At 29.1% G+C, this 22,183-nt stretch carries 16 protein-coding genes and 1 pseudogene; 14 read left to right on the top strand and 3 right to left on the bottom strand.

The window, feature by feature from the left end:
• Window positions 1-79 precede the first annotated feature (79 nt).
• Both K5V21_RS08110 and K5V21_RS08105 read left to right on the top strand, forming a co-directional pair.
• Window positions 80-1,348 (top strand): FAD-dependent oxidoreductase, encoded by a 1,269-nt coding sequence (locus K5V21_RS08110; RefSeq protein WP_221860682.1) that lies wholly within the window; start codon window positions 80-82, stop codon window positions 1,346-1,348.
• A 235-nt stretch (window positions 1,349-1,583) separates the two neighbouring features.
• On the top strand, window positions 1,584-2,594 hold the full coding sequence (locus tag K5V21_RS08105; RefSeq protein ID WP_221860680.1) for a hypothetical protein: 1,011 nt from the start codon (window positions 1,584-1,586) through the stop codon (window positions 2,592-2,594).
• A gap of 109 nt (window positions 2,595-2,703) precedes the next feature.
• Here K5V21_RS08105 and K5V21_RS08100 read toward each other — a convergent pair whose 3' ends face one another.
• A complete protein-coding gene (locus K5V21_RS08100) occupies window positions 2,704-2,868 on the bottom strand; it encodes a hypothetical protein (RefSeq protein WP_221860679.1) in 165 nt (54 codons plus the stop codon).
• 500 nt (window positions 2,869-3,368) lie between these two features.
• Between K5V21_RS08100 and K5V21_RS08095 the strand changes: the two genes are divergently transcribed.
• The 5 genes and pseudogenes from K5V21_RS08095 to larA all read left to right on the top strand — a co-directional run bounded on the left by K5V21_RS08095 (window position 3,369) and on the right by larA (window position 12,406).
• Window positions 3,369-8,099: a S8 family serine peptidase gene (locus K5V21_RS08095; protein WP_221860677.1), complete on the top strand. Its 4,731-nt coding sequence runs from the start codon at window positions 3,369-3,371 to the stop codon at window positions 8,097-8,099.
• 210 nt (window positions 8,100-8,309) lie between these two features.
• Window positions 8,310-9,497 (top strand): annotated as a pseudogene (larC, locus tag K5V21_RS08090) (nickel pincer cofactor biosynthesis protein LarC); the annotation flags it as partial.
• Window positions 9,498-9,512: 15 nt separating this feature from the next.
• The gene (gene larE / locus K5V21_RS08085; protein WP_221860736.1) at window positions 9,513-10,307 is read left to right on the top strand and encodes an ATP-dependent sacrificial sulfur transferase LarE; all 795 of its coding nucleotides are present in this window, start codon (window positions 9,513-9,515) and stop codon (window positions 10,305-10,307) included.
• A 19-nt stretch (window positions 10,308-10,326) separates the two neighbouring features.
• Window positions 10,327-11,073: a nickel pincer cofactor biosynthesis protein LarB gene (gene larB / locus K5V21_RS08080; protein ID WP_221860675.1), complete on the top strand. Its 747-nt coding sequence runs from the start codon at window positions 10,327-10,329 to the stop codon at window positions 11,071-11,073.
• Window positions 11,074-11,131: 58 nt separating this feature from the next.
• Window positions 11,132-12,406, top strand: coding sequence for a nickel-dependent lactate racemase (gene larA, locus K5V21_RS08075; RefSeq protein ID WP_221860673.1), 1,275 nt, complete (start codon window positions 11,132-11,134; stop codon window positions 12,404-12,406).
• A 233-nt stretch (window positions 12,407-12,639) separates the two neighbouring features.
• On the opposite strand, the gene K5V21_RS08070 is transcribed toward larA, so the two are convergent.
• Both K5V21_RS08070 and K5V21_RS08065 read right to left on the bottom strand, forming a co-directional pair.
• Window positions 12,640-13,998, bottom strand: a complete 1,359-nt coding sequence (locus K5V21_RS08070; RefSeq protein WP_221860671.1) for an MATE family efflux transporter — start codon at window positions 13,996-13,998, stop codon at window positions 12,640-12,642.
• 330 nt (window positions 13,999-14,328) lie between these two features.
• Window positions 14,329-14,670: a DUF1622 domain-containing protein gene (locus tag K5V21_RS08065; RefSeq protein ID WP_221860669.1), complete on the bottom strand. Its 342-nt coding sequence runs from the start codon at window positions 14,668-14,670 to the stop codon at window positions 14,329-14,331.
• Window positions 14,671-14,912: 242 nt separating this feature from the next.
• Between K5V21_RS08065 and K5V21_RS08060 the strand changes: the two genes are divergently transcribed.
• The 7 genes from K5V21_RS08060 to K5V21_RS08030 all read left to right on the top strand — a co-directional run bounded on the left by K5V21_RS08060 (window position 14,913) and on the right by K5V21_RS08030 (window position 22,174).
• The gene (locus K5V21_RS08060; protein WP_221860667.1) at window positions 14,913-16,292 is read left to right on the top strand and encodes an FAD-dependent oxidoreductase; all 1,380 of its coding nucleotides are present in this window, start codon (window positions 14,913-14,915) and stop codon (window positions 16,290-16,292) included.
• Window positions 16,293-16,601: 309 nt separating this feature from the next.
• Window positions 16,602-17,504, top strand: a complete 903-nt coding sequence (locus tag K5V21_RS08055) for a 3'-5' exoribonuclease YhaM family protein (RefSeq protein WP_221860666.1) — start codon at window positions 16,602-16,604, stop codon at window positions 17,502-17,504.
• A gap of 177 nt (window positions 17,505-17,681) precedes the next feature.
• Window positions 17,682-18,140, top strand: a complete 459-nt coding sequence (locus K5V21_RS08050; protein WP_221860664.1) for a hypothetical protein — start codon at window positions 17,682-17,684, stop codon at window positions 18,138-18,140.
• A gap of 19 nt (window positions 18,141-18,159) precedes the next feature.
• Window positions 18,160-18,585: a MarR family winged helix-turn-helix transcriptional regulator gene (locus K5V21_RS08045; protein WP_221860662.1), complete on the top strand. Its 426-nt coding sequence runs from the start codon at window positions 18,160-18,162 to the stop codon at window positions 18,583-18,585.
• A gap of 29 nt (window positions 18,586-18,614) precedes the next feature.
• Window positions 18,615-19,007, top strand: a complete 393-nt coding sequence (locus K5V21_RS08040) for an HsmA family protein (protein ID WP_221860659.1) — start codon at window positions 18,615-18,617, stop codon at window positions 19,005-19,007.
• Between the two features lie 286 nt (window positions 19,008-19,293).
• Window positions 19,294-20,118 (top strand): BglG family transcription antiterminator LicT, encoded by an 825-nt coding sequence (licT, locus tag K5V21_RS08035; protein ID WP_221860657.1) that lies wholly within the window; start codon window positions 19,294-19,296, stop codon window positions 20,116-20,118.
• A gap of 139 nt (window positions 20,119-20,257) precedes the next feature.
• On the top strand, window positions 20,258-22,174 hold the full coding sequence (locus K5V21_RS08030; protein ID WP_221860655.1) for a PTS beta-glucoside transporter subunit IIBCA: 1,917 nt from the start codon (window positions 20,258-20,260) through the stop codon (window positions 22,172-22,174).
• Window positions 22,175-22,183: the final 9 nt, after the last annotated feature.

Here is a 22,183-nt window from a genome sequence, read left to right as displayed (position 1 = left end):
TGTTTTTTAACAATATATGAAATTAATAAGAATAATTGAATACTATAAAAATATAAAAATTAGAGTTAAAGGAGCAGATATGAAAGTAGTAATTATAGGTGGGGGATGGGCTGGGTGCCAAGCAGCACTTCAAGCAATAAAATGTGGAGTAGAAGTAGAACTTTATGAGAGAACAGATTTGTTACTAGGTGTAGGAAATGTTGGAGGAATAATGAGAAATAATGGGAGGTTTACAGCAGCAGAGGAACTTATAAATCTTGGTGCTGGAGAGTTTATTAAAATTATGGATTCTATAGCACTTCACAAAAATATAGAATTTCCAGGACATAAGCATGCATCATTATGTGATGTAAGTAAGGCAGAACCTATTATAAGAAGATACCTTTTAGATAAAGGTGTAAAAATATGTTTTAATAGTAGAGTTGTAGATGTAGAAAGAAAAAAATATAAAATAATATCAATAGTATTAGCTGATAAAAGAGTTGTAACTGGAGACGTATTTATAGAAACTACAGGGTCTACAGGATCTATGCCTAATTGTGTTAAGTACGGAAATGGATGCACAATGTGTGTATTAAGATGTCCAAGTTTTGGCACAAGGGTAAGTATAAGCGAAAAAGCGGGAGTAGAGGATTTAGTAGGATTAAGAAAGAATGGACTTAATGGAGCTATGAGTGGTTCCTGTGAAATATCTAGGGATTCATTATCAAAAGATTTACTTTATACCTTGAAAAAGGAAGGTGTTGCTGTTATCCCTATACCTAAAGAAGATATACATTTAGAGAAGTTAGATAATAAGGTATGTCAGCAATATGCAACATTAGTATTTGGGGAGAATGTTATATTATTAGATACTGGACACATAAAGTTAATGACCTCCCACTATCCTATAGATAAATTAAGAAAAATTAAAGGATTAGAAAATGCAGTATACATTGATCCACTAGCAGGTAGTAACGGTAATTCAATAAGATACCTTGCAGCTGCAAAGAGAGATAATACAATGAAAGTAGAAGTGTTAGAAAATCTATTTTGTGGTGGGGAAAAGTCAGGGTTCTTTGTTGGACATACAGAAGCAATGACAACAGGAGCTTTAGCAGGATTCAATGCAGCACAATATTTAAAACAAAAGAAATTATTACAATTACCACGAGAATTAACTACTGGTGATATTATTGCATATGCAAATGATAAAATAGCTGAAGGAAATTTATATGAGAGGCCTACATTCTCAGGAGCTGAATACTTTGACAGAATGAAAGAAATAGAATTATATACTACAGATAAAGATAAAATAAAGGATAGGGTTAGAAAATTAAATCTTACAGATATTTTTGATGGGAAGTAAGAGGAAAGTATTTTTATAGTTTTAGATATTAAATAGACTTAAAAATAATATTTTGTATATTTTATAAAAAGAGCTAAATTGTTTTATGTTTAGCTTTTTTTTTATTAAAAAATTGATTAATTTAGCACATAAGTAAATCTTTTAAGTTTATTATATTAAAAAATATATATATTTTTTAATTTTGGGGAAATATAAGTTTTGTAAAAATAATAATACGATATCTTAGGAGGTACATATGAAAAATTTTTCAAAAGGTTGTTTAGTTGTAGCTGCAGCTTTAGCAGTTCAATTATCATTAAGCAGTACTGTGAATGCTCAAACTATTAAGGAGAATAATATTAATTTTAAAATATCTATCCAAGATGATAAGGATAATAAAGATGAAAAAATTAAAGATAGTAAAGAAAGTAGTGCTTTAGAAGTTCCAGATAATAAGAGTGAAAAGTCAGAAGATAGTAAGAAAAGTAATGCTACAAAAGTTCCAGATAATAAGGCTCAAAAGACTGAAGATAATAAAGCGCAAAAAATTGAAGATAATAAAAAGAGTAGTGCTTTAGAAGCTCCAGATAATAAGAGTGAAAAATCAGAAGATAGTAAGAAAAGTAATGCTACAAAAGTTTTAGATAATAAGACTCAAAAGGCTGAAGATAATAAAGAGCAAAAGGTTGAAGATAGCAAAAAGAGTAGCGCTTTAGAAGCTCCAGATAATAAAAGTGAAAAGTCAGAAGATAGTAAGAAAAGTAATGCTACAAAAGTTCCAGATAATAAGGTTCAAAAGCCTGAAGATAATAAAGCTAAAAAGCCTGGAGACATTAAGGGAGATAAGGTTCAAAATCCTGGGAAAAATGAGACTGATAAATCTCAAAAAACTAAGGATACTAATATTCCAAAATTAATGAAGGTTAATCAAATATCACCTAACCAAATAGAAATAAGCTATGATAGGGATGTAGATGTTGAACTTGGATCTAAAGCAACTAATTATTGGGTTCAAGACACTATGAATGATAAAGCAAAAGGAATAGCATCTCTTGGTAAAAATGATAAAGTAGATGCTAGAAATTCACTTACAGAGAATAAAGTAAGAGTAGAAGCAAAGGAAGATTCACAAAGAACTTTTGTATTAACTTTCAGTAAAGATATTCCTAAAGGAGCAGAATATAAGCTTATAATTTGCTATGTAACAGTTGAAGGTGCACCTCCTTATAATGGGGATAATGGAATGATGACTTTTGTAGGTAAATAACATTAAAATATCTAGTTGAAAATTAATATAACATATAGATAAAAGGACTTTTTCACATAATGAAAAAGTCCTTTTAATATTCTAAAAAATTTATTTATAAGCTAACAATTTAAATATTAATATCCTTTGACTTAAGTATAAATGATAGGACATTTTTATCCTTATCTGTAGAAGATTTTGCATTATCAAATTTGTCGTATTTGTATAATTTTAATTCTTCTAATTTTATAACATCCTCAATACTAGATTTTTTACTTTTGCCAAAGAATAACATGAAAATTACTCCTTTTATTACTTTTATATCTAAGATGTAACGCTTTTTAGTCAAGAAATCAATCCCTATAGCAAATTTAATTTATAATCTAATTTGATAAATTATAAATTAAACATTTGATTTTATTGCTTTATTTTCCAAGTAATTAAAATTATATTATAAAAAATACAAAAATAATAAATAATTCAAGGATGTATTGACTTAATTTTACAATAATAATAAAGTATTTATAATAATTAATAAAATACAAATTTTACAATAAAATGTTCGGGAAATTTATCTAGTTTATTTATAATTGGGGAATATATTACTTAAAAAAGTATATATATAAATAATTTAATGAATTTTGTTGAGCTAATATGAAAGATAAATAATTTTAAATATAAAATCAATTTTTATATAAAATATTTAGCTTAAAGGCATGCCTAATATTTATATGTATTTATAATTATAAAATTTCATATTGCTTAATAGATTTCAATTAATAAGGGGGGCTTTTAATGAAATCTAAATTTAACAGGGTTACTTCTAGCTTAGTAAGTGGAGCCGTTTTGACTTCAATTCTAGTTACAGCAAATCCTAGCATGGTAAAGGCTGATGAACATAAAAATGTATCATCTATTGAACAAGAACTATTAAATGAAACAGCCAGCAAGATTAAGACTGGAGATAAGTTTGCCCACAAAAATTCAACTGGGATAAAGAAGAATGAAGACTTAACAGACTCAAATAATCCTGATGAAGTAGTAAGACTTATTGTACAATTAAATGAAAAATCTGCTGCTGAAAAAATTGGGGATGCTAAAAAGGCAACAAAGGCAGATGTTAATTGGGTTGTAAAGTCACAATCAAATGTAAAGGCAAAGGTAGAACAAATTACAGACAGTAAAGTTAGAAATTCTTATGGGAATGTAATCAATGGATTCTCAATTGATGCAAAAAGAAAAGATATTGATAAAATTCAAGACTTGTCTGGAGTAAAAAAAGTTACAGAAGCTAAAGTTTATTATCCTACAATGGCAACAGCTAAGAAATTAACTCAAAATATAAATCTTTGGAAAGACTATAAATATAAAGGTGAAGGTCTAGTAGTATCTATAATTGATACTGGAATTGATTATACTCATAAGGATATGAAATCACCATCAAATGAAGCAAAATTAAAAATAACTAATAAAAAGCCAAATGGACCTGGTAAATACTATACTGAAAAGATTCCATATGGATATAATTTTGCAGATAAAAATGATAAAATTATTGATCAGTCTGGAAGCATGCATGGAATGCATGTAGCAGGTATAGTTGGAGCAGATGGAAATGCTTCAGATGCTGAAAAAGGAGAGGCAGTTCAAGGAGTCGCTCCAGAATCACAACTTTTAGCAATGAAAGTTTTCTCAAATAATCCAAATATAAAAGGAGCATATTCAGACGATATTGTAGCTGCAGTTGAAAAATCAGTAGAGCTTGGAGCAGATGTAATAAATATGAGTTTAGGATCTGTAGCAGGTTATGTAGATGCTAATGATCCAGAGCAAAAGGCCATTAAAGAAGCAACAGATGCAGGGGTAGTATGTGTAGTTTCAGCAGGAAACTCAGCAACATCAACAGATCCATTTGTACATAAAAATCAAAAAGATACTGCTACAGTAGGATCACCAGGACTTGCAGATGATGCAATTGAAGTAGCAAGTTATGAAAATACAATTACTACTTTAAATGCATTAACATTGAAACAGAATGGAGAGCCTTCGTATATAGGTTTTACTCAGGGGCGTGTAGACCCAAGCGATGTATTTAAAAGTGATAAAGAGTTAGAGATAGTAGATTGTGGATTAGGTAAAGAAAGTGATTTTAAAGGAAAAGATGTTAAAGGAAAAGTTGCTCTTGTACAAAGAGGTGAAATAAGCTTTGTAGATAAACAAAATAATGCACAAAATGCTGGGGCATCAGCTGTAATTGTCTATAACAAAGAAGAAGGGTATTTAAATATGGAGGAAGCCGATAGTTTAAAGATATCGGCATTATTTGTTTCAAAAAGTGATGGTTTAAAATTAAAATCTAATGGTGCAAAGATTAAGTTTGAAGGTAAAAATTCAAGAATTCCTAATGTAGCTGCTGGAGAAATGTCATCATTTACCTCTTGGGGGCCAACACCAGATTTACAATTTGCACCTGAAATTACAGCGCCAGGTGGAAATATATACTCAACTTTAAATAATAATAGATATGGTAGCAAAAGTGGTACATCTATGGCAGCTCCGAACACAAGTGGAGTAACTGCATTAGTATTACAAGGTCTAAAAGAAAGAGGAATAAAACTTTCAGGAAGAGACCTAGTAATTTATACAAAAAATACTTTAATAAATACAGCAGAAATATTAAATGATAAGACACATGAAAATAATAATTTACCATACTCACCAAGAAGACAAGGTTCAGGTATGGTTCAAGCTGAAAATGCTTTAAAAAATAATGTAATAGCAGTAGGTGATGATGGACAAGCAACAATATCTCTTAAAGAAGTTGGGAATAGTACGAGCTTTAATATAACTCTTAAAAATTATGGAGATAAGGAAGAGACATATAGTCTAGAAACTCCAGGAGGAGTATTAACGTCATATGAACCAGAAAAGGCTGAAACTCAAGTAATGAGCTATGATATTCCTTTTAAAAATGCAAAATTAAGCTTTGATAATAAAAAGGTAACAGTTCCAGCTAATGGTACAGTGAAAGTTAAAGCAACTTTGGATATAGATAAAGGAGCAGAGAAGAATAATTACGCTGAAGGATATATAAGATTTAAGAATGAAAATAAAGATGGAATTTCTTTGGTAGTTCCATACATGGGCTTCTATGGAGATTGGTCAGCTGAAAAAATAATAAGTCCTATGATATGGGATAATGAAAGTAAGAACTATGATATTTCATCTTTTGCAGTAGTACCTCAAAGTGGCAATTACAATTATGCTGGCTTTGAAGGAAGAGATAAAGATGGTAAGGTTAAGGTAAATGAAAACAAGATAGCAATCTCTCCTAATAAAGATAATTTATCAGATGAAATAACACCAGCTTTATACTTATTAAGAAATGCTAAAGAAATTTCAGTGGATATATTAGATAAAGATAATAATGTTATAGCTAAAAATGTTAATAAGGATATAAATTTTCATAAAAAAGTTTTAGGAGAAAAGGGTGGAAAATCAGCTAGCATTAATGGAAGTATTTCTTGGAATGGTAAAGTTTATAACAAGGATACTGGCAAAGAAGAAGTTGCACCAGAAGGTCAATATTATATGAGGCTTAACTCAAAAATAGATTTTAAAAATGCTAAAACACAACAAACATTAATACCTGTAAAAGTTGACGTTACAGCTCCTAAAATTCATATAACTTCAAAAATTGTTTCTGATAATAATGATTATAAATTAACATATACAGTAGATGAAAATAATTCAGGAGTAAATGCTAGCATGGTATTTGTTAATGGAGACAAAGTTAATGCAAAATCAACAGATGGAAAAAACTATACTGCAGATGTTAAGCTAAAAGATAATACAAACAATGTAATTGAAGTTGCAGCATTAGATAATGCATTTAATATAGGCAAGGAAGAAGTTAGAGTATCAACTAAGAAGAAGGTAGATCCTAAAGTGACTTTTTATAATCTAGAGTCAGGTTCTCAGACTAATAATAAAAATCTTGTTATTAAAGGGAATGCCAATGAGGGAATTGGAAAGTTAAAGATCAAAGGAATAGATGTGAAAATTGGGGTAGATGGAAACTTTGAAGTGCCAGTTACATTAGACGAGGGAATAAATTATATATCAGTATATGCAGAAGATACTGATGGAAATGTGGTAATGGATTCATCAGAAAAAATATATTGTGACACAATAGCACCAGTAATAACTCTTGATAATTTAGCAGTTTCAAAAGATGGAGTAATAACAATACCTTCAAATAAATTAGTGCTAAAGGGAAATGTTTCAGACAATACTATAGGATATAAATTCTCAATTAACGGAGAAGTACTGTTAAATGTATCAGTTGATGGAGAGTATGGATCAGATGTAACAAGAAGAACATTCAATAAGGAATTAAGTGTTAATAATAATGAAGTTGTTACACTAAAAGCAGAAGATTCATTTGGTAATACAACTATTAATAAGTATAAGATTAATATTAACCCTATGCTTGGAGTTTCATTAGGAAATATATCAAATGGACAAATTTATAACAAGGATGTTAACCCAAGTATTAATTTTGATGAAAATACTTATTATGTGAATACTACATTGAATGGAAAACCATACAAAATAGGAACTCCAATAACTAATGAAGGAGAGTATATTTTAGAAATAAGTGCAGGGCTTAAAAATGTAAAAGTTTTAGAAGCTAGGCAAATTGTTAAATTTTCTATAGATAAAACTGCACCAAAGATAGAAGTTCAAGGCGTAGAAAATAATAAAGCTTATAATTCAGCAGTAGTACCTACATTAAATCTTGAGGATGGATCAAGTCTTGTTAGTGCGACTTTAGATGGAAAGCCTTATGATTTTTCAGCAGTTTTAGAAGAAGGAAATCATAAGTTAAATGTTAAAGCAAAAGATTTAGCGGGAAATATAGGTGACTACTTAATAAACTTTGCTATAGATAAGACAGCACCAGTTGTTACTGTAGATGGAATAGAAAATAACGGTAAATATGCTTCAGAAGTAAAACCAACAATTAAAGTTAATGAGCCAAATAGCAAAGTAAAAGCTACGTTAAATGGAGAAGACTATGATGGAAAGCCTATAAAGGATAATGGAAAATATATTTTAACTGTTTTAGCTACAGATCCTGCAGGAAATACATCAGAAAAGAGTGTAAGATTTGCAGTTGATAAGCCAGTTCCTGCAAATATGAAAGAAAATCCAACTCCAGTACCAGTTCCAGCGGATAATAATGGTGATTATGGAATAAAAGCAGATCCAATAAATGATGATAAAGAAATGTCAAAAGATAAATCAAGAATGTCCAAGGGAAAAAATATAAAAGGTAAGGTAGGAGATAAAGCTTCAGAAAACCTTGATCTTAATAATAAGGAGAGAAATGGAGATTATACAGAAATTCCTAAAACAGGATACCAAGAAAATATATTAGGAATTATACTTGCAGGTGTTGGATGCGTATTAGTAGCAGCTTCAGGAATCTTTGCAGTATTACGTAAAAGAAAAAGAAATCTTTAATATTTTAAGTCTGTTTAAGCTATAAAGCTTAAGCAGGCTTTTTACTTAAATATGAATTTTAAAGATAATAGAAAATATATAAAAAGTCTTATTATATCAATGTAGTAGTGATTAGTGGTCTATAAAAGCTAATTAGAAGAAATTACTAACATTTACAATGATAATGATTACATATATAATCAAAATATAATAATAGGAGGTCATACCAATATGAGAGTATTATATTATGATTGTTTTTCAGGCATAAGTGGAGATATGAATTTAGGCGCCTTAGTTGACTTAGGAGTTCCTAGTGAATATCTAATAAATGAGCTAAGTAAATTAAGTATAAACGATGAATTTAGAATTAGTATAAAAAAATCAGTAAAACAAGGAATAACAGGGATTAGTGTAATAATAGATGATAATATTTTACATAACGTTTTAGAAAATCATCATAATCATCATCATGGTAGAAGTTATAGTGATATAAAGGATATTATTTTAAAATCTAATCTAAATGACAACATAAAGATGATGGCTTTAAGAATATTCGATCAAGTAGCTATAGCAGAAGGTAAAGTACATAATAAAAATATAGATGAAGTTCATTTTCACGAAGTAGGAGCAGTAGATTCTATAATTGATATAGTAGGTGCAGCAATCTGTATTGACTATTTAAATGTAGATTCAATAATATCATCTCCAATAGAACTCGGATATGGAGTTTTAAAATGTGCCCATGGTATATTACCAATTCCAGCTCCAGCTACAGCAGAGATATTAAGAGGTGTTCCTATAATTGCTAAAAATGCTCCTTTTGAAGCAACTACACCAACAGGAGCAGCAATATTAAAAGCTCTTTCATCTAAGTTTACATATGAAAAAGATTTTGAAATAAAACATATAGGGTATGGCTTAGGTTGTAAAGAAGGAGTAAATATGCCTAATGTTTTAAGAGCTATGATAGGTGAAAGCAAAGAAACTTCTTCAAAAGAATATGTAATAGAATGTAATATTGATGACATGATAGGAGAAGAATTTGACCTACTTATGGAAAGATTATTTCAAAAGGGTGCTTTAGATGTATTTTATACACCAATATTTATGAAAAAAGGAAGGCCTGCATATAAACTATCAGTTATTTGTAATAATAAAAATCTAGAGGAGCTAAAGAAAATAATTTTTCTTAATTCATCAACAATAGGACTTAGACAATATGAGGTATTAAGAGATAAGTTAAAGAGAAAAGAAGAAATTATTAAATGTGAATTTGGAGATGTACCAGTTAAGGTTGCTTTTTATGATGGAAAGGTATCAAATATAAAACCAGAATATGAAGTATGCAAAAAAATAGCTAAAGCTAAATGTATTGCACTAGGAGAAGTTCGTAGAGAGGTAATAAAATCATATTCAAAAAATAAATCTTCAAATATTAAATCAGTTGATAATAATAAAATAAATAATTTAAAAGAGTACATAAAAGATTTAAGAAAGGTAGCCATAGCATTTTCAGGGGGCGTTGATAGTACATTTCTTGTTAAGGTATGCAAAGATGTATTAAAAGAAAATGCTGTTGCAATAACAATTGCATCTCCATATATTCCAAAGTGGGAAATTGAGGAGGCAAAAGAGCTAACAGCTTCTTTAGGAATTGAACATATAATTATAGACATGCCTATTGCAGAAGAAATTAAATTTAATCCAAAGGATAGATGTTATAAGTGCAAAAAGAAGGTATTTTCTAAAATTATAGAAAAAGCAAATAGTCTTGGAATAGTTAATATAATAGATGGAACTAATAAAGATGATGAAAGTGATTATAGACCAGGAATGGTAGCATTAAAAGAGTTGAAAATAAAAAGCCCACTATTAGAATTAGGCTTTGGAAAAGATGATATAAGAAGCCATTCTAAAGAATTAAATCTTCCAACTTGGAGTAAGCCAGCATATGCTTGCTTATTAACTAGACTACAAATTGGTGAAGAAATCACAGAAGAAAAATTAGATAGAACGGAAAAAGCAGAGGTGTTTATTTCATCCTTAGGAATTAAAGGGATTAGAGTAAGAAACCATGGAGAACTTGCAAGAATTGAAGTTCAGCCAAAGGATATTGAAAATATTTTAGATAAAGAGATATTAGAATCTATAGCACTAGAATTAAAGGCCATTGGATATAAATATATAACATTAGATATAGAAGGATATAAGGTTGGTAGTTTAAATTAGAAGAAATAGAGGTAAAAATATGGACAAACAATCTTTAGAAAATTTACTTAAAGCTATAAAAGAAGACAAGGTTTCTATTAATGATGCTTTAGAAGAGCTTACAACACTACCTTTTACAGATTTGGGATATGCAAAGATAGACAATCATAGGGAACTAAGAAATGGATATCCAGAAGTTATTTACTGTGAGGGTAAATCAACAGAGCAAGTTGTTGGGATAATTGAGAATATGCTTTTAAGAAATGAAAATATACTAGCAACTAGGGCAACTGAAGAGATGTATAATGCTGTTCTTTCAATATGCGATGATGCTAAATTTAATAAGCTAGGAAGAACAATAACAATAGAAAAATCTACTAAAAAGGTTAGCGATTCTTATATCGCAATAGTAACTGCAGGGACATCAGATATACCAGTGGCTGAAGAAGCAGCTATTACTTGTGAGATATTTGGTAATAGGGTAGAGAGAGTATATGATGTTGGAGTTGCAGGCATACATAGGTTGTTTGATAGATTAGATATTTTACGTGGTGCAAAGGTCTTAATAGTAATTGCTGGAATGGAAGGAGCTTTAGCTAGCGTAGTGGGAGGTCTTGTAGATAAGCCAATAATAGCTGTACCAACTAGCGTTGGATATGGAGCACATTTTAATGGACTAGCTCCATTACTTACAATGCTAAATAGCTGTGCTAGTGGAGTTACGGTTGTTAATATAGATAATGGTTTTGGTGCAGCTTATACTGCAAGCATGATAAATAAACTTTAATAAGATAATCATAAAATTTATTTAATATAAAAATACATAATAATAAGGAGTTGTTAATATGGCAAACTTTAAGATACCATATCATACAGGAATGATGAGTATAGAAGTGGATGATAACAATCTTGTTGGAGTACTAGAATCTAAGGCAGATGAATACAAGACAGAATTAACTCAGCAAGAAATAGTTGAGAAGGCTTTAGATAATCCTATTGGAAGCGAAAGACTAGAAGATTTAGTAAAAGGAAAGAAGGACATGGTTATAATAACTAGTGACCATACAAGACCTGTTCCTAGTAAAGTTACAATGCCTATTCTCTTAAGAAGGATAAGAGAAGTAAATCCAGATATAGATATAAAAATATTAATAGCTACAGGATTCCATAGACCTACTACAAGAGAAGAGCTTATAAATAAGCTTGGAGAAGAGATAGTAGAAAATGAAAATATAATTATTCATGTATCAACAGACGAAAATATGTTAGTAAATGTGGGAAAACTTCCATCAGGTGGAGATTTAGTTTTAAATAAGTATGCAATGGAAGCAGAACTTCTTATTGCAGAAGGATTTATAGAATCTCATTTCTTTGCAGGATTCTCAGGTGGAAGAAAAAGTGTATTACCAGGGGTAGCCTCTGCAACAACTATAATGGCAAATCATTGTGGAGAATTTATATCAAGTCCTCATGCAAGAACAGGAAAACTATGTCACAACCCAATTCATAAAGATATGCTATATGCAGCTAATAAAGCAAATTTAGCATTTATATTAAATGTTGTAATAGATAGTGAAAAGAAAGTTATAAATGCTTTTGCAGGAGATAGTGAAGAAGCACATAAAGAAGGATGTAAGTTTGTACTTGATCTTTCAGAAGTTAAAAAAGTTGATTGCGATATTGCCATAGTAACTAATGGAGGTCATCCTTTAGATCAAAATATATATCAAGCGGTAAAAGGAATGACTGCTGCTGAAGCTACATGTAATCCAGGTGGAGTTATAATTATGGTAGCAGCCTGTGATGATGGTCATGGTGGACAATCATTCTATGATAATTTAGCAAATGCTGCATCACCTAGAGAACTTTTAGATAGAATAGCTACAGTTCCTAGAAATGAAACTGTACCAGATCAATGGGAATTCCAAATACTAGCTAGAATTCTTGATAAGTACACAGTTTATATAGTAACTGATATGTGTGATCCTAAGATGATAGAAAGTATGCACATTAAACATGCATATACTTTTGAAGAAGCGTTAGAGAAGGCGTATGAGCTTAAAGGAAGAGATGCTAAGGTAGCATTAATACCTGATGGAGTATCAGTTATAGTTAGATAAAGATATAAAAATAAACTCATAATAATATAAAATTAATATGTGCTTATTTTTAGATATATAATTAAAAAATACCTCTTTAGACTTTGTTTAAAAATAAATTCTAAAGAAAATAGCTTTGTAGATACAGACCAAAACCTTTACACTAATTTTTTAGGATGTTAGAAAGGACTTTTTCACTGAGTGGAAAAGTCCTTTTGCATATATAAAAATCTTAGTTTAAAACTAAGATTTTTCTAATTATCTTTAAATAACTTTTTAGTTTTGTAAAATCTTATCAGTACAATAATTATTATAATACCTTTTAATATACTAGTTATACTTACTGCCCACCATACACCATCTATTCCTAGAATTTCAGGTCTAGATAAAATATAAGCTAAAGGAACTCTAGCGCCAGTTATAATTATGCTAATCAATGATGGTATATACGTTTTTGAAACACCATTAAATATTCCTGATGTAGTTATCTCTATACACATAAATATTTGAGAATATCCAAGTATTTTAAGATAAGATGTACCTTGTATTATAGCATCTTGTTCTGGTATAAAGATTGAGAAAATATAATTCCCAAAGAATATAAGCAAGATAGAAGCAAATATACCAACACCTAGTGCAATTCCGAGTATTGCTTTATATCCATCCATTATTCTATGATACTTTTTGGCTCCAAAGTTTTGTCCAACAAAAGCACCAAGCGAGATAGCCAAACCTTCTGTAGTCATCCAAGATATAGATTCAATTTGAGAACCTACCTTTTGAACAGCAATAGGCACAGGACCCCAAACAGCTACGATTCTACCTAAGATCATTGCAAATACTGTAAATAAGCCACTTTGGAAAGCTGTTGGTAGACCGATTCTACATATTGTTCTTATGTGACTAAAATTAACACCTTTTAAAATATTAACCTTTAAAAAGTCGTGATTACTTTTAAGTATATTCACTATAAAAAGTGCAGAAACCACTACTTGAGCAATAACTGTTGCAATAGCAGCTCCTAAAACCCCAAGACCTTTAAAGTCACCAATACCAAGTATAAGAATAGGGTCTAAAATAATATTAACAATAAGTCCACAAGTATTTATAAAAAATGGCATTTTACTATTACCAATAGCATTAAAGATTGAAGTAAATACAGGATTAATAAAATAAAAAGGTAGTCCAAAAACAATTGCAACTAAATAAGTTTCAGCCATATGTATAACAGTTGTATCTCCAAGGTTAAAGAATCCAATTAGTGGTCCTCTAAAAAGTACCATAACTAATGAATATATAATACCTAAAACAACGTTTATTTGGACTGAGGCTTTAATATAATTTTTAGCACCATCATAATCTTGTCTACCTACACTTTGGGCTACCTTTACTTCAGCACCCATTTTTGAGACAATAACAAATGCCATAGCAAGCCAAGTAAAGAAGCCAGCAGTTCCAACAGCTGCAACAGCAGAGCTACCAACTCTACCTACCCATATCATATCTATCATGTTGTAAGCCATTTGAATAAAAGAAGTTCCCATTATAGGCAATGAAAGTGCTATAAGCTTTTTTATAATAGGTCCTTCGGTAAGATTTAATTCTTTTCCCATAAATTGATTCACCCCTATATGTTGTAAATTAAAATAACAATATATTATAGCTTCTAATATAAATTTTATCAATAATATATTAGTATTTTAGTAAAATATTATTAGTGTATATGCTTAAGAGTAGAAGATATAGAGATTATAGTTTTTGAAAAAATTAAAAAGCTGGATAAAGTTGATTATACATTATATATGTAACTTACTGTATAAAGGGACTGTCTTAAAACAGTCCCTTTAAACTATGCATAGTATAAAATTTTTATATAGATACAATTTATTATAGTTTTTTTTATTATGAGACAGTTTCTTTTATATGTGTAGCTTATAAGAATTTTATGTATTTGTTTTTTTATGACTAGATTCTATTTCTTTATTTAAGAAGTAAGATATAAAGGTTCGTATAACAACAATTGATGCTAAGATTACCATATCATTAATTGTTGGATTTAAAATAGATTCAATAATATCTGCACAAATTAAAATTTCAAGTCCTAATAATATGTATGAGCCTAAATGATTTTTAATAGTACCAATTTTCATTACAGTATCTTCTCTATTTTTAAAATTTATTTCTGATTTAATAAAGCTTATAAAAGTTAATGCTGCTCCCCAGACTATAACTATTATAGATAAAGCATTCAATATTAATATTAGAATTTCTAAAAGATGTTTCATATATAATTTAATTACCTCCTATATTTGTATTTATATATAATAAATAACATTATTTATAAAATGTATTATATCATAACAAGAATAGTATATAGATAAAAAAGAATTTTATTAAATCCAAATAAAAGTAACGACAGGTTACTAAAAAGTGCCTAATTGAAAGAAAGATTATAAGTTGATAAAGTGTAAATATAATTAAAAAAGCAAAAGATAATAAATGAATTAGTAGTATAGGAGTGAGAATTATGGAAGAAAGATTTGATGGAATAGTAATAGGATTTGGTAAAGGTGGTAAAACACTAGCAGCTAATATGGCAAATAGAGGTTTAAAGGTAGCGTTAATAGAAAAGAGCCCTAAGATGTACGGAGGAACTTGCATTAATTTAGCTTGTATACCAACAAAGAGTTTAGAAAATTCATCTAATGAAATTAAGAGACAAGGCTTTGAAAGTTATGAAGATAAGAATAAAGCATATAGAGAGGCTATAGATAAAAAGGAAGTATTAATTACAGCTTTAAGAAAAGCTAATTTTAATAAAGCAAATTCTAATGAAAATATAACAGTTTTTACAGGGGTAGCATCTTTTGAAGATAATAGAACTGTAAAAGTTGTTATGGAAGATACAAAAGAAGTTAAAGTATTAAAGGGAGATAAAATATTTATAAATACAGGTACACTTCCTTTCATACCAAACATTGAAGGTGTAAATTCTGCAAAGAATATATTTACAAGTGAAACATTAATGAATTTAAGAGAATTACCAAAAGAACTTATAATAATAGGTGCAGGATTTATAGGTCAAGAGTTTGCATCTATTTATAGTGGATTTGGATCAAAAGTAACACTGCTTAATAATCTTCCTCAAATTCTTATGAATGAAGATAAGGATGATGTAGAAGAAATATTAAAGTTATATGAGAAAAAGGGCATAGACTTAATAAATGAAGTTAATACAAAGAAAGTATATAACAAGGGTGAAAGAGTAGTTGTAGAAACTGAAGATGGAAGAACATTTGAAGGAGATGCTTTACTTTTATCAACAGGAAGAAAATCAAATATAGAAGGGTTAAATCTTGAAAAGGCTGGAGTAGAAACTAATGAAAGAGGATTTATTAAGGTTTCAGATACTCTTAAAACTACAGCTGATGATATATGGGCATTAGGTGATATAAATGGAGGATTACAATTTACTTATATATCACTAGATGATTTTAGAATAGTTTTTGATAATTTATTTGGAGAGAAGAAGAGAAAAATTAGCGATAGAAGGAATATAGCTACTTCGACATTTATAGATCCAACTTTCTCTAGAGTAGGTCTAACTGTAGAGAAAGCAAAAGAAGAAGGCTATGATGTAATGATAGCTAAGATGCCAGTAAATACAATTCCAAGAGCTAAGCAAATTGGAGAAACAGATGGATTCTTAAAGGTAGTAATCAATAAGGATAATGATAAAATACTAGGAGCTAGCTTCTTATGCGTAGATTCAAGTGAATTAATAAATATTATAAAGATGGCTATGGACAACAATATTAGCTATAAATATTTAAGAGATAATATTTATACTCACCCAACAATAATAGAAGGATTCAATGAATTATTTACAGGAGCATATATGAAATAAATTTAGCTAAGCATAATTTAATAAAATTTTTAAGGTAAAGCAATTATTCTTAGGTAGGAAAAATTAAGATTACAAATAACAATAAAATAATAAATGAATATTTAAACTACTAAAAAGCTACTCTATATGAATTGGGTAGCTTTTTATTTGAATAAATATCTTTAAATTATTTTTAAGAATCTATCTATGTTTTTTATTTTGTTCAATTAATTAATATGAAATTTTGTTATAATTAGTTAGTCTAAAATATAAATAATAGATATTTACATATACTATTTAAATGAAAATAAATATAAACTGGAGGACAATATGAGCGCAAAAGATAAATTTTTATGTGATATAAAAAATGGGGAGAATATAAAGCTATCTTTAATGGTAATGAAAATTATATATAAGGATGCATCTAAAACAGTATGTATGCTAGCTGATAAAAGTGGAGATATAAAGGCTAATATACATAGAAAAGGTGATGATATTACAGTAGGAAAAGTATTAGCAGTTGAAGGGACTCGTGATATTAATTTAGATGTTAAAAAGTTTCAATTTGTATCTGAATATGATGTATCAGACTATCTTCCAACTGTAAAACAACCAATTGAAGATATAATGAATGAAATTGAAGAGTATACAAGAGCATATATAACATCTAAAGAGGGAAAAGCATTAAATGATTATTTCTTCAAAAATGAAGAGTTTGTAGAGAAATTTAAAAAGGGAATAGGTGGAGTATCTATGCACCATAATTACATTGGAGGACTTGCAGAACATACTTTAAATGTTATGCATTTAACTTCTGTTCTTTGTGATAGGTATGAATGTAGAAGAAGTGAAATAGCAATGCTCTCAGCAAAGCTTCATGATATAGGGAAGATTTATGAACTTTACTATGAAGGCCCTTTTAAATATACTCTTAGAGGGGAAATGGAAGGACATATTGTAATCGGAATACAAATGATTGATGAAGCAACTAGAAAGAATCCAGAAATGTATAGTGATGATTTTATTTGTAGAATAAAGGGCTGTATAGCTCAGCATCATGGAAAGTTAGAATATGGATCTCCTAGAGAGGCTAAGATGGAAGAAGCTTTTATAGTTAATTTTGCTGACTCTATAGATGCTACTATGAACAAAATAACTCAAGTAAAAGATAAAACAGAGAGTGGTACATGGTCAGAATATGATAGAAGACTTGAAACAAGACTTTACCTATAAAATTATATAAATATTAATGAAAAGGAGCATATATGTGTTCCTTTTTTATTTATATCAATTTATAAAAAAATTACATTAATATTATTGACAAATTTCTACAAGGAGCATAAAATAGTTTGCATAGGAACTAATTTGTTTGTATACAAACAAATTTATGAAATTTTAGGAGATGATATTATGGATTTAAAAAAATATATATTTAGAGTAAATAAAAGAACTTTATTACTAATTGCAGGAATTGTTTGGATGTTCGCTGGATTTAGAGTCTTAACTTTAGGAGGGGAAGATGTACAAACTAATCATGGTACATGGATTATTAGCTTAATATTTGCAGCTATTATATTTTATGTGTTCTTCAAATTCATATTTAGCAAGATGTTTAGAAAACATACTACTAGAATTATAAATAGTAAATTAGATAAACATTGTATATTTTCATTTTTTGATGTAAAGAGTTATTTAATAATGGGATTTATGATTTTCTTTGGGGTAACTATAAGAAGTTTAAAAATATTTAATCCTGTTTATATAGGAACATTTTATATGGGATTGGGATTTGCATTATTTATGGCTGGAGTATTTTTCTTAATAAGCTCATTAAAATTTGAAAATACTAAATTAAAATACATTAATTAAGTTTTGGAGGAATATTAATATGAAATACGATTCTTTTGAGATAGCAATGCTTATAAAAGAAATATATGCGAGTACTATGGGGATAGTTAGTGAAAATCTAAAAGGGAGTGGTCTTACTAATCAACAAATTATGGTTATGAAATTAATTGCTCATAATGGACAAGTCACTATATCACAATTATGCGATGAGATGTTTTTGGCTAAGGGGACAGTATCTGGTATAGTAACAAGATTAGAGGCGGCAGGATATGTTAAGAAAATTAAAAATGAAGAGGATAAGAGAAATACTTATGTAGTCTTCTCAGATAAAGGAATAGAATTTGCAAAAAATTTCAGAAATCATATAAATAAGAGTTTTGACGAAATATTTAAAAATTTTACGGAAGAAGAAATTGCAGAAGTCAAAGGTAACTTAATAAAATTAAGAAATAAAATTAAGGAATAAAATTAATAGGATTAGAGGAGAAAGTTAAAATGAGCGGAAAATTAATATTTGCAATTATTACAATTACATTAGCTTTAATATTTTATACTATAGGCGTATGGTCAGAAAGAAAAGCTAATACATTAAAAAAGTGGCATGTAGTAGTATTTTGGATAGGTTTATTATTTGATACTACAGGTACAATGACTATGGAGAGTATTGCAGGAATAGGAAATATGTCAATTTCATCAACTCAACTTGCTATTCATGGTATAACAGGAGCATTAGCAATAATATTAATGTTATTTCATGCAGTATGGGCAACTTGGGTTCTATATAAAAATGATGAAAAGAAGAAAGCAATATTCCACAAATTTAGTATAGCAGTGTGGTTTGTATGGTTAGTACCTTATATTATAGGTATGATTATAGGTATGTCATAATAGGAATATAAACTCTAGAAAGAAAGGTAAGAAATAATTAAATAATAGCTCAATATATCTTATCTTTTTTTCTAAAAGTTTCAAAACAAGTATTGACAGTTATTATGAAAAACGGTATATTAATAGTATATTAAAACGCTTACATTTAAATAGTGTGATTGTTACTGATTAGATCAGGCGAGACCTTAATTAATGAGAATAGATGTACAAGTCTATTTTGATTAATTGAGGTTTTTTTTATAAATACTATAAAGTTATATAATAGGTGGTAATGGGGGTGAGGTCTATGGTAATAAAGAAAATTTTTAATAACAATGCAGTCTTAGCAAAGGCTTCTAATAAACAAGAAATTGTAGTTATGGGATGCGGAATCGCCTTTAAGAAAAAGATAGGCGATAAGATAGAAGATAATCTAATAGAAAAAACATTTATTTTAAAGCAAAAAGAAGCATCAGAAAAATTCAAGTTGTTATTAGAAGATATACCCCCTGAAGAAGTTTCACTATGTTATGACATAATTGAATATGCTAAAAACATTTTAAATACAGAACTCAGTGATTATATATATGTTACACTCACAGACCACATAAGTTATGCACTTAAGATGTATGATGAAGGATTGAATAAATCTAATGGACTTTTATGGGAGATAAAAAAGTTTTATCCTAAAGAGTTTAAGATAGGATTAAAAGCCTTAGAATTAATCAAAGAGGAAACAGGAAAAGAATTACCAGAAGATGAAGCAGGAAATATTGCACTTCATTTAATCAATGCACAGGTTAACACTTCATCTAAAATAGAAGATGTGTCTAAAATAACAAGGAAGATACAAGATATATTAAATATTGTACGATATACATATAATATTCAGTTGGATGAGGGATCTCTTAATTACGAAAGATTTGTAACTCATTTAAAGTTCTTCTTTGAAAGGTTAAACAACAAAGAAATAATAGATTCAGAAGACGACTTTTTATTAAAACAAGTTAAAGTAAAGTATGAAAATGCATATAAATGTATGTTAAAAATAGAAAAATATTTAGAAGTAGAGTTATCAGGTGAGGAGCAATTATATTTGACACTTCATATACAACGTGTAACTCAAAGATAATAGAATAAAATTTTGGATTGTTACTGGTAAAGCAGGCGATACCATTTATTGTGGAATAGATATACTTATAAATATATTATTTCACAATATGGTGTCGCTTTTTTTATACAAAAAAATATTAAAAAGGGGAGAAGATATTATGAAGAAGTATGAGCAATTGGCTAAAGATATTATAAAAAATGTTGGCGGCAGAGAAAACGTTAACAGATTAACTCATTGTATAACAAGATTAAGATTTAAGTTAAAGGATGAAAGCAAAGCTAATACAGAAGTGCTTAAAAAGATGGAAGGAATCGTAACTGTAATTAAGAGTGGTGGACAATACCAAGTGGTTATTGGAAATCATGTTCCAGATGTTTATGATACTGTAGTTGAAATTGGCGGCTTTGGCGGAGCAGCTAATGAAGAAGAATCAAAGGAAAAAATGAGTCCTTTTAATAAATTTATAGATATTATTTCAGGTGTATTTGCACCAACTTTAGGAGTATTATGTGCAACAGGTATGATTAAAGGTTTCAATGCCTTATTTATATCATTAGGCTTACTTACACCAGAGTCAGGAACTTATCAAATATTAAATGCTATAGGAGATTCATTATTTTATTTCTTCCCAATTTTATTAGGACTTACAGCAGCTAAGAAGTTTAAGTTAAATCAATTCGTAGGAATGGCAATAGGTGCAGCACTTGTTTATCCAGCATTATCAGGATTAACTGCTGGTGAGCCGTTATTTACATTATTCCAAGGAACAATAATTGAATCATCAGTTCATATAACTTTCTTAGGAATTCCAGTAATACTTATGAACTATTCATCAACTGTTATTCCAATAATTCTTGCAACATATGTAGCATCAAAGGTTGAAAAAGGTTTTAAGAAGATAATACCAGATGTAGTTAAAAATTTCATTGTTCCATTCTGTACTTTATTAGTTGTAGTACCTTTAACATTTATAGTAATTGGACCTATAGCAACTTGGGCTGGACAAGTTTTAGGAGCAATCACTGTAGGTATGTATAATCTTAGTCCAATAGTAACAGGAATATTTATGGGAGCATTCTGGCAAGTATTCGTTATGTTTGGATTGCATTGGGGATTAATACCAGTAGCTATTAATAATTTAACAACTTTAGGTTATGATCCAGTTCTTTCACTGATGTTCGCAGCATCATTTGCTCAAATAGGTGTAGTCCTTGCAATATTAATTAAAACAAAAAATAAGAAATTAAAATCATTATGTATACCAGCATTTATTTCAGGAATATTTGGAGTTACAGAGCCAGCTATATACGGAGTTACATTACCTCGTAAAAAACCATTTATATTAAGCTGTGTTGCAGCAGCTGTAGGTGGTGGTATATTAGGCGCTATGGGAACTATGACATATACAATTGGGGGGCTTGGAATATTTGGTATACCTACTTTTATCAATACACAAACAGGGATTGATAAGGGATTCTATGGAGCACTTATTGCTATAGCAGTAGCCTTTGTAGTAGGATTCATATTAACATTAATTGGCGGATTTAAAGACGATGAAACAGAATCAAATAATAATGGAAATGATATGAAAAATTCTATAAAAGAAAAAGAGCTTATGAAGCAAGAAGTATTAATTAGTCCATTAAAAGGTGAAGTTAAAGCATTATCAGAGGTAGAGGATGAAGCATTTTCAAAAGGTGCATTAGGAAAAGGTATTGCAATAAATCCAACTGAAGGCAAGATCTTTGCACCAGCAGATGGAGTTTTAACAACACTATTCCCAACAGGTCATGCACTAGGAATTACAACTGACAACGGAACTGAAGTATTAATCCATATTGGTATGGATACAGTTAAATTAGATGGTAAGTATTTTACTCCTAAAGTTAATCAAGGAGAAAAAATTAAAAAAGGTCAACTTCTACTAGAGTTTGATATAAATGCAATAAAAAAGGAAGGATACTCAGTAGTAACACCTATAGTTATTACTAATAGCGATTCTTGCTTAGATATCGTAGAAACAGATAAAAAGAGAGTTGATTGTAAAGACGAGTTATTAACAGTACTAGTTTAGTAAAATACA

This window comes from Clostridium sardiniense (assembly GCF_019753795.1).
GTDB classification, from domain to species: Bacteria; Bacillota; Clostridia; order Clostridiales; family Clostridiaceae; genus Clostridium; species Clostridium sardiniense.
Note: the sequence above shows the minus strand (reverse complement) of the source record. Positions and strands in the feature narration are given on the sequence as shown.

Coding starts and splice junctions, on each gene's coding strand:
- K5V21_RS08100 (WP_221860679.1), bottom strand. CDS start 2,868: ATGTTATTCTTTGGCAAAAGTAAAAAATCTAGTATTGAGGATGTTATA.
- K5V21_RS08070 (WP_221860671.1), bottom strand. CDS start 13,998: ATGGGAAAAGAATTAAATCTTACCGAAGGACCTATTATAAAAAAGCTT.
- larB (WP_221860675.1), top strand. CDS start 10,327: ATGGACAAACAATCTTTAGAAAATTTACTTAAAGCTATAAAAGAAGAC.
- K5V21_RS08105 (WP_221860680.1), top strand. CDS start 1,584: ATGAAAAATTTTTCAAAAGGTTGTTTAGTTGTAGCTGCAGCTTTAGCA.
- K5V21_RS08045 (WP_221860662.1), top strand. CDS start 18,160: ATGAAATACGATTCTTTTGAGATAGCAATGCTTATAAAAGAAATATAT.
- K5V21_RS08030 (WP_221860655.1), top strand. CDS start 20,258: ATGAAGAAGTATGAGCAATTGGCTAAAGATATTATAAAAAATGTTGGC.
- K5V21_RS08095 (WP_221860677.1), top strand. CDS start 3,369: ATGAAATCTAAATTTAACAGGGTTACTTCTAGCTTAGTAAGTGGAGCC.
- K5V21_RS08055 (WP_221860666.1), top strand. CDS start 16,602: ATGAGCGCAAAAGATAAATTTTTATGTGATATAAAAAATGGGGAGAAT.
- K5V21_RS08060 (WP_221860667.1), top strand. CDS start 14,913: ATGGAAGAAAGATTTGATGGAATAGTAATAGGATTTGGTAAAGGTGGT.
- licT (WP_221860657.1), top strand. CDS start 19,294: ATGGTAATAAAGAAAATTTTTAATAACAATGCAGTCTTAGCAAAGGCT.
- K5V21_RS08065 (WP_221860669.1), bottom strand. CDS start 14,670: ATGAAACATCTTTTAGAAATTCTAATATTAATATTGAATGCTTTATCT.
- larA (WP_221860673.1), top strand. CDS start 11,132: ATGGCAAACTTTAAGATACCATATCATACAGGAATGATGAGTATAGAA.
- K5V21_RS08040 (WP_221860659.1), top strand. CDS start 18,615: ATGAGCGGAAAATTAATATTTGCAATTATTACAATTACATTAGCTTTA.
- K5V21_RS08110 (WP_221860682.1), top strand. CDS start 80: ATGAAAGTAGTAATTATAGGTGGGGGATGGGCTGGGTGCCAAGCAGCA.
- K5V21_RS08050 (WP_221860664.1), top strand. CDS start 17,682: ATGGATTTAAAAAAATATATATTTAGAGTAAATAAAAGAACTTTATTA.